The organism is Mycoplasma sp. 125 (assembly GCF_051549845.1).
Taxonomy (GTDB): Bacteria; Bacillota_I; Bacilli_A; order Mycoplasmatales; family Metamycoplasmataceae; genus Metamycoplasma.
The window spans coordinates 825,268-840,473 of the sequence record NZ_CP196079.1 but is presented as its reverse complement, the minus strand read 5'-3'; the positions used below and the strand labels follow the sequence as shown (position 1 = coordinate 840,473).

The 15,206-nt window shown below is 28.1% G+C and carries 18 protein-coding genes; 9 read left to right on the top strand and 9 right to left on the bottom strand.

Annotation, left to right across the window (positions count from 1 at the left end):
- The first annotated feature begins 312 nt into the window (after positions 1-312).
- The 3 genes from rpmH to yidC are packed head-to-tail and all read left to right on the top strand — an operon-like array spanning position 313 to position 2,858.
- The gene (gene rpmH, locus ACSH4Z_RS03395; protein WP_002881399.1) at positions 313-459 is read left to right on the top strand and encodes a 50S ribosomal protein L34; all 147 of its coding nucleotides are present in this window, start codon (positions 313-315) and stop codon (positions 457-459) included.
- Between the two features lie 43 nt (positions 460-502).
- On the top strand, positions 503-835 hold the full coding sequence (gene rnpA / locus ACSH4Z_RS03390) for a ribonuclease P protein component (RefSeq protein ID WP_438340585.1): 333 nt from the start codon (positions 503-505) through the stop codon (positions 833-835).
- Positions 819-2,858: a membrane protein insertase YidC gene (yidC, locus tag ACSH4Z_RS03385; protein ID WP_438340584.1), complete on the top strand. Its 2,040-nt coding sequence runs from the start codon at positions 819-821 to the stop codon at positions 2,856-2,858. Before rnpA ends, yidC begins: the two co-directional genes overlap by 17 nt.
- Before the next feature lie 52 nt (positions 2,859-2,910).
- On the opposite strand, the gene ACSH4Z_RS03380 is transcribed toward yidC, so the two are convergent.
- Positions 2,911-3,321 (bottom strand): hypothetical protein, encoded by a 411-nt coding sequence (locus ACSH4Z_RS03380; protein WP_438340583.1) that lies wholly within the window; start codon positions 3,319-3,321, stop codon positions 2,911-2,913.
- Between the two features lie 113 nt (positions 3,322-3,434).
- On the opposite strand from ACSH4Z_RS03380, the gene ACSH4Z_RS03375 reads away from it, so the two are divergent.
- Together ACSH4Z_RS03375 and ACSH4Z_RS03370 are read left to right on the top strand one after the other, a co-directional pair.
- Complete coding sequence (locus ACSH4Z_RS03375) at positions 3,435-4,439, top strand: nicotinate phosphoribosyltransferase (RefSeq protein ID WP_438340582.1); 1,005 nt, start codon at positions 3,435-3,437, stop codon at positions 4,437-4,439.
- Positions 4,439-5,074 (top strand): hypothetical protein, encoded by a 636-nt coding sequence (locus ACSH4Z_RS03370; RefSeq protein ID WP_438340581.1) that lies wholly within the window; start codon positions 4,439-4,441, stop codon positions 5,072-5,074. The genes ACSH4Z_RS03375 and ACSH4Z_RS03370 overlap by 1 nt, the downstream gene beginning before the upstream one ends.
- A gap of 146 nt (positions 5,075-5,220) precedes the next feature.
- Here ACSH4Z_RS03370 and ACSH4Z_RS03365 read toward each other — a convergent pair whose 3' ends face one another.
- The 4 genes from ACSH4Z_RS03365 to mutM form a co-directional block, all read right to left on the bottom strand.
- Positions 5,221-6,216 carry a DHH family phosphoesterase gene (locus ACSH4Z_RS03365; RefSeq protein WP_438340580.1) on the bottom strand — a complete coding sequence of 332 codons (996 nt, stop codon included), beginning with the start codon at positions 6,214-6,216 and terminating at the stop codon, positions 5,221-5,223.
- Positions 6,203-7,180 carry a DHH family phosphoesterase gene (locus ACSH4Z_RS03360; RefSeq protein WP_438340579.1) on the bottom strand — a complete coding sequence of 326 codons (978 nt, stop codon included), beginning with the start codon at positions 7,178-7,180 and terminating at the stop codon, positions 6,203-6,205. Before ACSH4Z_RS03360 ends, ACSH4Z_RS03365 begins: the two co-directional genes overlap by 14 nt.
- 259 nt (positions 7,181-7,439) lie before the next feature.
- A complete protein-coding gene (locus ACSH4Z_RS03355; protein WP_438340578.1) occupies positions 7,440-7,682 on the bottom strand; it encodes a Smr/MutS family protein in 243 nt (80 codons plus the stop codon).
- A 3-nt stretch (positions 7,683-7,685) separates the two neighbouring features.
- The gene (mutM, locus tag ACSH4Z_RS03350) at positions 7,686-8,510 is read right to left on the bottom strand and encodes a DNA-formamidopyrimidine glycosylase (protein WP_438340577.1); all 825 of its coding nucleotides are present in this window, start codon (positions 8,508-8,510) and stop codon (positions 7,686-7,688) included.
- A 47-nt stretch (positions 8,511-8,557) separates the two neighbouring features.
- Between mutM and ACSH4Z_RS03345 the strand changes: the two genes are divergently transcribed.
- From ACSH4Z_RS03345 to ACSH4Z_RS03330, 4 genes are all read left to right on the top strand, one after another.
- Positions 8,558-9,025 (top strand): L-threonylcarbamoyladenylate synthase, encoded by a 468-nt coding sequence (locus ACSH4Z_RS03345; RefSeq protein ID WP_438340576.1) that lies wholly within the window; start codon positions 8,558-8,560, stop codon positions 9,023-9,025.
- 5 nt (positions 9,026-9,030) lie between these two features.
- Positions 9,031-9,492, top strand: coding sequence for an RpiB/LacA/LacB family sugar-phosphate isomerase (locus ACSH4Z_RS03340; protein ID WP_438340575.1), 462 nt, complete (start codon positions 9,031-9,033; stop codon positions 9,490-9,492).
- A gap of 176 nt (positions 9,493-9,668) precedes the next feature.
- Complete coding sequence (locus ACSH4Z_RS03335) at positions 9,669-10,967, top strand: hypothetical protein (protein ID WP_438340574.1); 1,299 nt, start codon at positions 9,669-9,671, stop codon at positions 10,965-10,967.
- A complete protein-coding gene (locus ACSH4Z_RS03330) occupies positions 10,960-12,222 on the top strand; it encodes a hypothetical protein (RefSeq protein ID WP_438340573.1) in 1,263 nt (420 codons plus the stop codon). Before ACSH4Z_RS03335 ends, ACSH4Z_RS03330 begins: the two co-directional genes overlap by 8 nt.
- 179 nt (positions 12,223-12,401) lie before the next feature.
- Here ACSH4Z_RS03330 and ACSH4Z_RS03325 read toward each other — a convergent pair whose 3' ends face one another.
- The 4 genes from ACSH4Z_RS03325 to infC form a co-directional block, all read right to left on the bottom strand.
- On the bottom strand, positions 12,402-13,802 hold the full coding sequence (locus ACSH4Z_RS03325; protein WP_438340572.1) for a hypothetical protein: 1,401 nt from the start codon (positions 13,800-13,802) through the stop codon (positions 12,402-12,404).
- A 103-nt stretch (positions 13,803-13,905) separates the two neighbouring features.
- The gene (rplT, locus tag ACSH4Z_RS03320; protein ID WP_438340571.1) at positions 13,906-14,265 is read right to left on the bottom strand and encodes a 50S ribosomal protein L20; all 360 of its coding nucleotides are present in this window, start codon (positions 14,263-14,265) and stop codon (positions 13,906-13,908) included.
- Positions 14,266-14,298: 33 nt separating this feature from the next.
- Positions 14,299-14,478 carry a 50S ribosomal protein L35 gene (rpmI, locus tag ACSH4Z_RS03315; protein ID WP_438340570.1) on the bottom strand — a complete coding sequence of 60 codons (180 nt, stop codon included), beginning with the start codon at positions 14,476-14,478 and terminating at the stop codon, positions 14,299-14,301.
- A 10-nt stretch (positions 14,479-14,488) separates the two neighbouring features.
- A complete protein-coding gene (gene infC / locus ACSH4Z_RS03310) occupies positions 14,489-15,103 on the bottom strand; it encodes a translation initiation factor IF-3 (protein ID WP_438340916.1) in 615 nt (204 codons plus the stop codon).
- Positions 15,104-15,206 lie beyond the last annotated feature (103 nt).

Below are 15,206 nucleotides of genomic sequence, written 5' to 3'. Positions count from 1 at the left end.
TTTTAAATTGATGCAAAACTATTTTTTTTAATTAAACATAATGTATTTACATACATTTTATTAACAGTTCTATTATTATTTTTCTTTCTTAAATTAAGTTGAAAAAAATAATAAAATAAATTATCAACAAATAAAGATACTTAAATGAGTAGTTTGTTAAAAATTTTTATTAGAGGTTAGCTAAAAGACATAAAATAACACTAAAGTAAATTATTAATTAATAATTAATAAAATGCAAGGGGGATTTTTGCTTTTTTGGTAAAATAATATAAGTATTTTTACATAATAAATATTTTTGAAAAGGAGAGAAAAATGAAAAGAACATACCAACCTAAAAAACGTAAACATATTAAGGTGCATGGTTTTATGGCTAGAATGCAAACAAAAAATGGCCGTAAAGTTCTTGCAGCAAGACGTGCAAAGGGAAGACATAAATTAACTGTATCAGATGAAAAATAATTTGATGCTTTTTGTTTTAACTTTAAATTAATAATTTTGCATTATGAATAAAAAAAATACTGTTAAAAAAAATTGAGAATTTCAAAAAATTCTTAATGGACATAATCAAGTCATTTCACGAAATTTAATTGTTTATTTTACTAAGTCGCAATTTTTCAGATGCGGAATTTCAATTCCAAAGCAGTTTGCTAATGCTGTTGAAAGAAATCACTACCGCAATCAGATCAGATCGATTCTAAGAAAAATGGACATAAGTCAAATTAATTACGACACCGTTATAATAGCAAGAAAAAATTTTCTCCATCTCAATTGAGAGGAAAAAAACAAAGCTATTCACAAAATCTATGAAAGGATAACCGATGGCAAAAAGAAGTAGTTCTAAGCACTATGATTCTTTTCGGATTAACCAATCTCCTATTGATAAGCAACCAAAGGCTGTCTGAAAAAAAGTTTGAAAATGAATTAGGGTTGTTCTAATATTCATCATTATTTCTATCGGCCTAGTAGGTTGCGTGCAATCAATTGCAACAAAATCGGGAACTAAAGTTGGTTCAGGACAAGAAATATATACAAAGAACGACTATGTTTCACCAAACATCGCAACACTAAGATGGAATAAAGATCGCAATGAATTCTATGTTCCAAACATCAATACAGAAACCGGCATAGTGGCAAATACTTATCTTGGCCTAGAAGATCACGAACAGATTAATCAGTTAAGAAAACAAGATGCTCAAACCGGTGGACAATATGGTATATATGGTGGTACATCATTTGCATTGCAATTACAAAAGCCAAAAAATGACAATGCCGCTTTATCAAACAAGCCAGATGATTGACAAAATATCTCTAACATCGAAATAAAAAACGAAGATGGGCATAGAGGTGTTATCTATGGTAATGGTTTAAACAACATTTATCTTAATTTTGGTAATAGTAAAGGTGAAGGAAAAACAAAAGCATATACCCCTGTAAGTAAATTAACCGATATTTACCTACCTAACTCAATTGTTTTTGAAACATATGAGAAAAAAGTTAAGGTTCCCGGTTCAAATGAAACAAGAACAGAATTTGTCACTGACTATTCACACGTTAAAGATTTAAACCTCTCAAGAGTTGAATTAACTGGTGTAAATGGTTCAAATGTTTATAACGTTTTTCTAGCGGATATATACACAACATTATTAGCAGAAACATTTAAGATTTGAGTAGACCAAGATAATAATAGATCTGATTTCGCCAAGGCAATCTCTAAAAAATCAGGAAAAAGTATTTCTCAATTAAGAGCGTTAGATAAATATAGTTTAATTAGCGAATGGAACAATTTCATTCTTAGTTATAAAAATTCAATAGGTCCCGCAAAGGGAATTAGTGAAGAAGAAGGTAAAGAATTAAATAAAATCTTTCTTTCGGTTTCATCTGTTATGAAAAACTATGCTTCATTAACCTCTCTAAATGAATCATTATTTAAGGTAAATGATAAAAAAATCGGTAGGGAAATCAGCGTATTTAACTTTTCCTCAATCAATGATGCAGGAAATTATGCTCCTGATGCCTGAAAATTTAAATTAATGGCCTCAGATGCATTTGTGCCCAACAAGCCAATAACTACCTATAAAGAGCACTGGGAACAAGGTCCTTTTTATGGCTTCTTTGTATATCCAGTTGCTCAGTTTATGAACTCCATAATTAGACCGTTAGGAACTACTGGATGAAGCGTGGTACTGGCGTTGGTTATCACAGTTATTTTTGTTAGAATTATCACTTTCTTCCTTACAACTAAAACAATATTTAGCGCAAGTAAGATGGAAGAATTAAACCAAAAGAAAGCAAAGATTGAAGCTAAATATGATGCTTACAAGGGCGATAAACAAATGAACCAACGTAAGCAAATGGAAATTAGTGAATTATACAAAAAAGAAAAAATTTCACCGCTCTCACAACTTGTCTCATCATTTATAACCCTCCCAATATTAATTGTTGTATTTAGAATAATTTCAACTTCTCCAGAAATTAAACAATCCACATTATATACAATACAGCTTTCAGCTACTTCAATTTATAGAATATTTAAAATTGGTGAGCTCCAATATCTACCAATTGTTGTTCTGTCAATTGCAGTTCAATTAATAGCTCAATTTATGCCTAAAATTCTTAAACTAAAGAAGAAGAAATCACTTCAAGCTGACGCCTATCAACGGGCTGCAATAAAAAAATCAAATAAAAAGGCATTTCTAATTCCGATTATATTTGCTTTTATAGGGATATTTTTTAGTGCTGGTTTGCAAATATACTGAATAATAGGTGGTATATTTACAATTCTTCAACACGTTGCTGTTCATTACATTCAAAAAACAAGATGATATAAAAATAAATTGCAACCTTTCCTATTCAAATAATTTAAATATAAAAATAACGAGCTTTTTTAAGAAAGCTCGTTATTTTTATAGTCTATTTTTTTAATTTGTTTCCATGCTTTTCTTTTTTTATTTTTTGATGCAAATCATACATTTTAATAGCAGAAACTATCATACAATATAACGACAAAAAGGGAATAATAAATATTGCAGACAATAAGAAATAAATATGTAGTCTTGCATTATTGTTTTTTTTAGCATATTTCAATCCTAAAATAGATGAACTAATAACGAAAACTATACTAAAAATAAATAAAATTGTTATTACAATATAAACCGGATTAGACGTTCATTTTCCATAATTATTTTCATTGCCATTCAGGTATATAGCCAATAAAATGCTAATAAATGCACACAAAAAAACAATAAAACAAATGCTAGCTCATGACTGCATCTTATACAATTTGCCAACATAATTATTCTCAGATTTATCAATTTGTTCCATAACATAACTCCTAAAGTTATTCTACCTAATCACAATATAATATATAATTTTAATATTAATTTTTATTTTGCTAATCAAAAAATGTAATTCATTTTATAAATAAAGAAGGTATAATGAAACTAAAAGACTATATCTCGATATATTTTCTTAAGACCAAAAAAATTTCACAGAAATACCGCAAAAACGAAACAGTAACACTACAGTTTTTTCAACGTCACAATAATGTAAAATTATGTGGGATAAATGAGGTCATTAAATTGTTGTGTAAAAACACTGATACGTCTAAATACACAATAAGATATCTTGAAGAAGGGTCAATAATACATAATAGAGAAGTCGTACTTGAACTAGAAGGACATTACTATGATTTTGGCATTTGAGAAGGCATTATAGATGGCATTCTTGCCCGGCAAACTTCAATTGCCACAAATGCACACAATGTTATTAAGGCAGCTAATGGAAAAAATGTTGTAAGCATGGCTGATAGATCAGATCATTATATAAACCAGCTAAATGATGCGTATGCTCTTAAAGTTGGTGGAATATATAACCATTCTACTCTTGCATCATCTAATTACGACCTAAAGCATACGTTTGGCAGTATGCCACATGCCTTAATTCAAATGTTTGAAGGAGATATTGTTAAGGCAATTAAGGCTTACCATAAAACATTTCCAAACGATGACCTTTATGCTCTTGTTGATTTTCATAATGATGTTATTTCAGACTCACTTGCCTGCTTAAAAGAATTTGGCAAAAAACTCAAGGCAGTAAGAATTGATACCTCGAAAGCATTAATTGACAAAATGTTTATTGAGGGAGAAGCAGAATATGGTGTTACCCAAAATCAAGTAAAGAGATTAAGAGAAGCTCTAGATAATAACAATGGAAAACATGTTAAAATAACTGTTTCATCAGGATTTAATGCTAAAAGAATTAAAGAATTTGAGGATGAAAATACACCGGTAGATACATACGGCGTTGGAGCATCATTATTGAAAGTATGAATAAATTTTAGTGCCGACGCAACTAAGTTAAATGATAAATATATCGCAAAAGAGGGAAGAGGATATCTAAAAAATAACAAACTTAAAACTTATAGAGGGGAAATTATTTAATGGAAGAAAATCACAAGAAAAAAATAAAAGATAATATCTTTAATTTTATTGGCTACTTAGTTATTTTTCTTTTTTTAGCAATAGGAATTATTTTGTTTTTAGTTGCATCTCATGTTTTTGGTTCTATAGGCAGAGGAGGAACTATAGCATCATATATCTTTGGCTCAATTTCGCTTATTTTATTTATTCTAATAATAATAAAAATATTTCTAATTATTGCTTCAGAAAACAAATACGCAAAAAACGCAATTGATGTCAATAAAATATTTGAGGGCGTAGAGCTAGATGAAGAAGAAAAAAACACCCACAACTTATTTTTAGAAGAATATCATAAAGAAATATCAAGTCTAAACATCTACTTTGGTGCCTTTGTTTTAATTGAACAAAAACATTATAAAAAAGACATTGATATAAATCATCCAAAAGTAAGAATGCTTATTGAACAAATGATTATTGATGGTATAAAAAAATATGGTTTTTTTGACCTATATCTTGTAATTGAGTTTTCAAAGACAATTAATAAAAAATTTATTTGAAAAGGCGACCATAAAAAGTATAAAATCTACTTTGAATATATAAGAAAAATATATCACATTGCCGATGATTACATTTATAACAAATATTTTATTAAATAAAATTAAAAATTTATAAACAACATTACCTGACCATTATATTTGGTCAGTTTTTTTATAATTGATGCTATGTTAAAACAAAAAAGGACCCGAATCATATATAACGATTTGGGCCTTGTCTTTTTTGGCAAAATAAAGTAAATTATTGGTTAATTATTTTTATCATAATTTTCAGAAATGGTTATTTCATGTTCCAAATCAGCTACTATTTGGGGGATTAATGATGCGTCGCTAATTTGAGCACCCGACGCGCGATGATGACCACCACCACCCCACTTAACAGCTACGTTTCTTACGCAGGCACCATTTGATCTAAATTCACATCTAATTTGATTTTCCTTTTCTTGCGTAAAAAATACTCATGCCTTGTTATCATCAATTGAGGAAAGCAAAAAAGGGCGATTTGCTTTTAATGGGTCATAAATCCCAAGTTTCTTCTGATCCTTTAAGGTAAAGTAGAATGATACAACGCCATTTTTTATATTCATATTTTGTTGAACAAAAGCGTTTATTTTAATATCCTCCAATGTTTTTTTGGCCATATTTTCATGTAGTAAATCTTTATTAGCGTTATGAGATCATAATCAAGCAACTAAAAACATTGTCTTATCATCAGTTAAGTTAGTTGTAAGTCTAACTGAATCTGTATAAATTCCTAAATATAAATATGTTGCTGCTTGTGCATTAACTTTTCAATTTAATCCATATGCAATTTCAGCCACCTGTTGTGCCGCTGCAGGAGAGTACTTATCAACTCAAACCAACGAAGCATTTAAGTCGTCATCATTAGGATGATGATCAATTCTAATAACATCATCAAACAGATTATTATCTAAATATTCACGGCACTCTAATCTTTCTTTAAAATTAGCATCAACAATAATAGCTAACGAATTTTCAAGTTTCTTAAATTCCAATTTATCCATTGAAAAATCAAGGTATGAATAAATTCCTTTGGAATCACCGATAGTATAAACATTTTTATTAGGAAAATTTTCTTGAATTAAATGCTTCATACCAAATTGTGAACCTAAACAATCACCGTCAGGTCTTATATGATGAAAGATTACAATATTTTGGTATTTTTTAATTTTATCTTCAATTTTTTTAAATATTTCTAATCTTTCAGAACTAATTTTGATCATTTTTTAAAACCTCAGCCTTTAAGTCCTCAATTAGAGATTTCATTTCGCGTCTAGAATGACATGTTGCTCCAGCAGCAACTTCATGGCCACCGCCAGGTTGGTATTTTTCACAAATGTGATTAATTCATATACCGTTTGATCTAACTCTAGCTCTAATATTGCCGTCGGGAAGATCGATAAATAATACTCAAATTTTGCAATCTCCGATGTTTGCTAAAATGCCAACATCATTAGCTTCATTATCATTTAAATTAAATTTTTCCTGAATCTTCTTAGTTACATGAAAATATAAAACCTTTCCATCACTCTTATAATTTAATAAAACATATGCAGAAAATCTAACTTTTCTTTCATCCCTTTTAGCAAGATCAAAATTAACATCCCATACTCTAAAATTATTGCCCTCATGTAAATAAGACATAACATCAAATGTTCTTTTTTGAACATATTCATATTGAAATCTTCCAGAATCTGTATTAATACCTAAATAAGTATATTTTGCTGCCTTATCAGTAACTTTTCAGTTGGACATCATCGCAATATAAGCAACTTGCTCAGCTGCTGCTGCAAATGTTGGATCTTCCCACGTATAGTCATATTCAATATCTGGATTAACAGGATGATGGTCAATTCTTAATAAATGAGTAAAGTTTTTATCAAGAATGTATTGCGCAAATTGAATCCTATTTGATGAGTTAGCATCAACAACAATGCCTAATGAGTTTTTGAAATTTTCTTTTGGTACATCCTCAAATTTATCAAAATCTCATTCAAAGAATGGAAATGCACCAATATTATCACCAAAAACGAACACTTTTTTTTCTGGGTAATTAGTTTTTATCAATTCTCTCAAACCAAACTGTGAACCCAAACAATCACCGTCAGGTCTTATATGATGAAATATAAAAATATTATCATGAGATTCAATTGCTTGTTTAGCAATTTCTCAAGTATTCTTTGCCATTTTTTCTCCTAGTAATTAAAAATTAATTATTTAAAAATTTAATTGATTATTTTATTTATTATTAAATTATAAAACATAATAAAAATAATCAACTATTTTATGATAACTAAACAATTATCAAGGTTTAGCTTAATTTAACTAGGTTGTCATGTTGATAAAAAAATAAATAAATTTAAAGCGTAAAAAAATCTAAATTCTAATATTATTATTTGAATCTAATATCTTTTTAGTCAACATTTATTCATACTATTTTATAAAATTAATTCTTTTTATATGCCCTAATAACTGAATGATTAGAATTCAAAAATTCATAATCATATTTTTCATCTTCTAATAGGTTTGAAATAGCAAATTGAAGGGTTTTGGTGCCATTACCAACAATAATATCTACATATTCCATAAATTCATTTTGGTCTAAAGTAAATAAAGCGTTCAAAACATTAATAGATGCTTCATCACTAGTCAAACCGTGTAAATCAATCTCTAATGAATATAGATTCATATTTTAATACTCCTTTTGACAATTTGGACAAAGGTAAGTTCCACGCCCATTGACCTTAATTTTTATAGTTTTATTTTGGCATTTTAGACATGACTTTATTCTATCGCTGTGAATCATTAAATAATCTTGATAAGAACCTATCTCGTTATTAAAACTTTCATAGGTATGAATAGTTGTTCCCCCTAGTTTGTAGCTCTTATCCATAATAACCTGGCCTTTTTCTAATATCTCTTTAAGTTTAGCTAATGGGATATTTTTTGATTTACTCAACGGGTGTATAGCGCACGCAAACAAAGCCTCATCAATATAAATGTTCCCAAAACCTGCAACATATGATTGATCCAGCAACTTAGTTTTAATAGAGCTTTCACTACCCTTCAATTTCTCAAAAAGTTCCTCGATGTTAGTATCTTTAGGTTCGAGTGCCACTTTTGATAAAGGTAATTTTTTTTCATAAGTTTCACTATCGCGCAAATAAAATGTACCAAACATTCGGCTATCAAGATAATGGAGCTCGCTATTATCTTCAAATACAAATTTAGCAACTAAATGTTTATGGTTCTCATGTGGTTTTTGATAATAACGATATTTTCCTTCCATTCTTAAATGAGATAACAAAATTAAGTTGGTTTCGAATTGAAAAATAATATGCTTACCCTTATTTTTGACTTGAGTTATTTCATGCCCCCGTAAATTATTCTTATATGTTGAAGGCGAATACTCCTTAAAAAGATGCGGTTTAATAATTTCTAGGTCCTTAATTTTTTTATACAAAATGACCTCATTTAGGTTTTTAACAACCACTTTTACTTCTGGTAATTCAGGCATATTACTATTATATACTTTTAGATAACATAATGTAATATAATAAAAGTATGACAAACAAATATAAAAAATTATTTATATCAACAACTGATACCGTTTTAGGGATCGGCGGCGCTGTTAACGATGAAACTAAAGATTTAATTTATGAAATAAAAGGCAGAGATAGAAATAAAAAACTAATTATTTTAGTATCCTCTATCCACCAGGCACGAATGTTTAAACAATGAAATCCGCAGGCTGAGCAATATGCTAAAAAATATTGACCAGGCGCAACAACGTTAATCGTTAATGACCAAGGTTTTAGAATGCCAAACCATCCCTTGCTACTTGAATATCTTGAAAAAAATGGGCCAGTATATATGTCGAGTTGCAATATATCAAATGGGCCAGTATGCAAAAATATCGAAAATGCAAAAATTCTTTTTCCCGAAATAACAAATGTTTATAACTTTGGAGAAATGAGTCAAAAGCCTAGCCAAATAATTAGAGTTGAAGACGGTTTAATTTTAAGGGAGTAAATTTTATGGACAAAATTGTAAAGATAACTAGTGATCACGCTGGACATGAAGCAAAGATTAAGCTCGCCAGCGAGTTAAAAAAAGAAGGATACAAAGTAGAACTTTTTGGTTCAACAAGTTCATTGTTGCCAGTCTCGTATACCGATGTTGGAATAGAATTTGCAAAGGAAACAAAAAGAGATCTTAATAAAGAGAATACAAAACTTATTGCTTTTTGCGGCTCAGGAATTGGAATATCTATGGCTTTAAATCGGTTTAAAGATATAAGATGTGCTAGAGTTACAAATGAGGAAGAAGCGAGATTATCAAAAGCCCATAATAATTCAAATATCTTGTGTATGGGAGGAAGATTATTAAAAGATAACGAAATTCTAAACATGTTTCATGCATGAGAAAATGCAGAATTTGAAGGCGGAAGACATCTTATTAGAATTAGTAAACTAGGCGAACTTGGCCAAGATGAATAATTTAAATGTATAAAATGCACAAATCAGGACTAAAGTTAGCCCTGATTTTTAATCTTACTTTATCGACCAGGCAACATAAACTGACAAAAAATATTAATTTTTTTTAAAAAATAAAACGCATACTAAAAAAAGTATTACAATAATTTAATTTATCAAAATTTAAATGGGGTTTAAGAATGAAAAAAATAGAACTTAAAGAAAAAATAAATTATATTTCTAAATATGTTGATGATTTCAATGAATTGCATAGTACAGATATAAAAATTATTATCAAAGGGTCTGCTGTTTTAAAGTTAAATGAACTTATTAAACGCAATCCCAATGACATTGATATTTGTTTTTTTAACAATGAAAATTTAGAAACAAAAAGAGCATTTATTAGATATATTACAAAAATTGGAGACTTCAAGCTGCTAAGAGAAGATGATAACCTTATAACAATTGAAAATTTTGAATTTGGAAAGGTTGAATTTATTCTTTTTGAATATCTTCATGTTGATTGATTAAACAAAATTGATAACAACCTTTACTTTGTAAATTCTGATTTTATGATTATTGGAAAAATCTTAATGCTTACATATGTTATGTCATCATATTATCCACACAATGATAAGATGGAAAAAATCATTGCAGCAATAAGCGATTTAAATCACCTTGATAATCTAACCTCATTTCTAGATAACTTCAAATTAAACAATTATAAAACCCTAATCATGAACCTTATCAATAATTCAACTCTTATTTTTATCTACTATAAATATAAGGAATTTTTATGATGGAAAAATGAATATGAAGTCTTCGAAATTCAAGATCCCGACTTGTTGCAAACTTTTAATAAGATAAAGCATATATTCAAACAAATAAATAATGATAAAGAAATTAGTGACTATATAAACTTCAATAGCAAAATAATAGAAAGCTTTTATTTAAATTTTTTTACTGAATACCAAGAATTTGACGCAACAAAGGATTTTAGCAAATTAAAAAGCACAAATATAATTTTTAAGACAGATTACTCTTGCCAAGATAGCAATAGAAGTTCTTACTCAATAAATAACTTTAATTTTGTCGAACAAAATCAAAATAGTAAAATTAATTCTTTTATACTAAACTGGTTTATTAACAATTACCAAATTAAAAATAATAAAAAGGTAAATAATGAATATATTTTTAATTTAAAAATCTCTAATGATAGCAAGTGAGAAAATCAAGGCATTTTAGTAAATTCAGATAACCAAAATAACATTAAAACTAAAAAGATTTTGTCTATACTTAGCAAATATAGCATTCCCTATAAAATTTCCTTAAGTAAAGAATGAGCCGCAACCTGCAAGCAAGAAAATGAAATCGTTGATTTTATCATTAGCATTCCAGGGGATTTAGAAACTGATATAAATGTTAAAATTAACATCATAAACATTGTTCATATGATTCAAATAATTTATGTTTTATATAAGGAACTAAACAATGATTAATAAAACAAAATATGCCAGTTCTTTAATTATTTCAATGATTGGATCTGAGGCCTTTAAACTCGGGACAGCAATTTATATCTATAAGTTCACAAGTAGTTTTTGGCTTGTTTCTCTTTTATATTTACTAATTCAAATACCGGTCTTTATTTCATATCTACTAAATAAAAAAATTGCTTCAAAATTAAAACTAAAAAATATACTTATAGCAACTGACTTTATTAGCGTTGGTGTGCTAATGGTCATATTAATTAGCTCTTTTTTCTTCATAAAAAATAATTCACTCCAAGCTTTTTCAATATTTTTATTAATAACTAACATTATATTAAATATCATACACTCATTTAGATTCATAGCCCTTAAGTCAGTTTTATATTATTTATCAAATAATAATAAAGATATAAAAACTTACAACGTTTTAACGACTATCGCTACTGCGCTAGCTTTTCTATTGGCGTCAGTGTTTTCATTTGTATTATTTACTAAATTACCTTTCTGGTCATTAATTGTTATGAATATGATAACTTATTTAGCATCGGGGATTTTATACTTCATATTAAAGTTAAATAAGGAGCCATTGCAAACAACACCAACTATTAAAAATAATGTAGACAATTTACAACTTGAACACAACAAAAATTACAACATATGAAAATGAGTTTATACTATTGCATGTAGTCTAATTGTTGGAATATTTCTTTTTCCACGAACAGCAGGAATGTCTCAATTTTTTAAAGCTATTTCATTTAATGCAGAAGAATGATCATTTATATTAAATATTATATTCGGATCTTTTGGCCTGATTGGAAGCCTAATTTCTTTAGTGATAAGAAATAAAGATATCAAACTAAGATGAATTTTATTAGCTATGAATATTGTAATTCTAGTAGTTATTCCTATTTTATTTATATCAATTAGTAATTACATTAAAAACATAATTTATTTAGTAATAATAGGTATGCAACAACTATTTTTCTCACTATTTATTGCCATTTTTTACACAAATACATATTTGCTTTTTAAAGAAGACAAATTTAAAAAAAATACAATATGAACATTAATTTTTAAGGTTATTTCATCGTCTTTAATTATTTTATTATTAACTCTAATAACATATCAAATCAATTATTTTGTTACGTTTACCGTGTTTGCAGCATTAATACTAGTTACAAGTATTGTAATTGCAGTTTCGGAAATATTTTTATCTAAACATAAAAAAAAAGAAATGTTAATTAAAAAGCAACAAGCAAACAAATAAAATACATATAAAAAATATAGTTAAAAAATTAAAGAAAAATCATAAATATATCTTAATTTAAAATGGATTTATGATTTTTTAATCTTAAAACTGAAAAACTCAAATAAAACACACTCCTTTTGGAATGTGTTTTATCGTTTTTTATCCAAACTTGGGATTATATCACCTTCTTGATATTATTAAGATTCAACTCTTGAAGTGTCAAATTTTCCAATAATATTATGGACTCTGGATACAGTCATCCATGCTGCAGGGTCTGCCAACAGGATTTCATTTTTAATAATATTTTGCTCTAAATAAAGTGCAAAAGTCTCAATTCTAACAGTTTCAGTATTTGTATAACCGGCAGTAAGCTTATCTATATTATAACCATGTCAATAATTAATAATTTTAAGACGGTCAATAATCCTGTCTGGGTTTTTTGTATATATTTCAATTCTAATCTTACGATATTTAGGAAAAATGAGATCAATAAATGAAATGTAAATAAAAACATATGCAAAAAAACTTAAAATTCTTAAAATTAATGCTGCAATATTAAATGGTCTATCTGATGATACTCCTAATAACTCAACAATGCTAATTGTCACAATTGAGAATGCTCCAAAAATCAAGGCAACAATTGTTGAAATATGACCCACTGATTTTTGTTTAACTCTAGAAATATAATAAATTATAAAATCTCCGCCAGCAGTAGAAGCTGAATTTTTTCATGAAATACCACTTGCCGATCCAGCCATACAAGCACCAATAACAGCATAAACAATAATTGGCCATGTTGGATTGGCGTAGCCATTTTCAATAATATTTTTAAAATGATTTAATTGGTTAAATTGAGACTGGGTAATTTGATGTATATATCCTAACTCTTTGATTACGCCTGCCTCTAAAGAATTATTAATGCTTAATAAATATAGACCATCTTGAGATGTTGGATTTGTATTAATTCATTGGAACAAATGACGATATGAATTTTGATAAGTTCCATATGATTCCCAAGGAATTAATGATTTAAATTCATTTGTAAAACGGGAATCAACTGGAGAAATTCAATTAATATAATAAATCGAAATTTTATTAAAGAAATGTCCAATTGGCCCAATTAATAATATCGATTGAAACGCAACTTGCCATAATAATCAGTATGTCGTTAAAATCATAAATAATCGTGAATTTTTCTTTCAAAAAGCAATTATTAAGGGTAAATTCATAAAGAAATAAATAAAAGCAAAATATGGTGCAGTTGATGAAACTGTAAATGTAATTGCTTGAACTATAGCTGAAACCCCAGTTGCAACCGTTGCCGCCTTAGCTAAAAATGTTGCGATAGCTATATTGTATAAGATGGCTGAACAAAAAACAAAGAACATTTTCTTAGGAAACTTTTTTCATACATTAAAGAAATTAACTCCATAAGGATTTATTTCATAAGGTAATTTTGAAGGATTCTTTTTACTTTTTCGCTTTTTTTCCTCGTTAGATAATGCTATATATTCTTCTGATTTAAGTTGTTTTTGTTTAGCTAAATCTATATTCTTTTGTTCTGGACTTTGGTTATTAATTTTGCACGTCTTTTTCATATGTCCTCAATATAATAGAAAATAATAACACTTTTTTAAAAAATAAAATGATTATGTATTAATATACATAAAAAATAAAACAGCTAACTAAAGCTGTTAAAAATTATTTTGATGATAGAGCTTTTTTGGCTGTTTCCACTATCGAAGTAAATGATTCAGGATAGTTAATTGCTAATTCTGAAAGCATTTTTCTATTGATATTTATATTTGCTTTATTTAATCCTTCGATTAGTCTTGAATATGTAATACCATTTGTTCTTGCTGCTGCGTTAATACGAGCAATTCATAATTTTCTAAATTCACGTTTAACTTGTTTTCTATCTCTAAATGCATATGTTCATGATTTAACAACAGCTTGCTTAGCAACTTTATAACCAATAGATTTGTGTCCTCAGTATCCCTTAGCAAGTTTTAATCATTTAACACGTCTTCTTCTTGTTACTACTCCGCCTCTTGTACGCATAATATTTTCCTTTCCAAATAATTTATTAAAAAATTAAATTAATTCTTTATATCTCTTAAAATCTGATGCTGATAAGGTTGATGATTTACGAGATTGACGTTTTTGCTTAGTTGTTTTGTTTTGAGCTAAGTGTGAACGATATGCATTTCCACGTTTAACTTTACCTGTTGCAGTTATTTTAATTCTCTTCTTTAAACCGCTCTTGGTTTTCATTTTTGGCATGTTATTCTCCTTGTGGTTGTGAAGGTTCGTTATTTTTTTTGTTAAAGGCTTCAACTTTCTTTTTATCTTTTTCGATATACATATCTAAAAAACGTTCATTTACTAAAGTTGGCTCTTTTGATACTTTTGCAATGTCCTCGACAAGCGCATAAAACTTATCTAAAATTTCGTGCCCCAAATCAGTTCTGCTACGCTCACGACCCCTAAACTTAACCGACACTTTTACACGATTTCCCTCCAAAATAAATTCACGCACTTTGCGTGCCTTTGTTTCAAGGTCATGTTGTCCGATTAAAGGGGTTAATCTTATTTCGCGGTTAATAGTTACTGACTGTTTTTCCTTAATTGCTTTTTGTTTTTTCTTCTTATCATATTTAAACTTACCATAGTCCATAATTCTAGTAATAGGTTTGTTATTTTCAATTGAGATAAGAACCAAATCCATCTTATATTCAGAAGCCTTTTCTAAAGCATCTTCTTTAGTTAAAACTCCTATTTTTTCATTATCAGGGCCTAAAACAAAAACTTTTTTATAAGGTATGTCATTATTTACAACGTGTTCTGATTTCGGTTTTTTACTTTGACTATTTGCAAAGTTTGAGTTATCTTGATATATAACTTCCTCCTTAAATAAATAAAAAGTGGGTTTAGACCACTTCTCATTAACTACAAAAATATTAAATAATCTTTATCTGTAGCGACCCAGCAAAAAATCACTT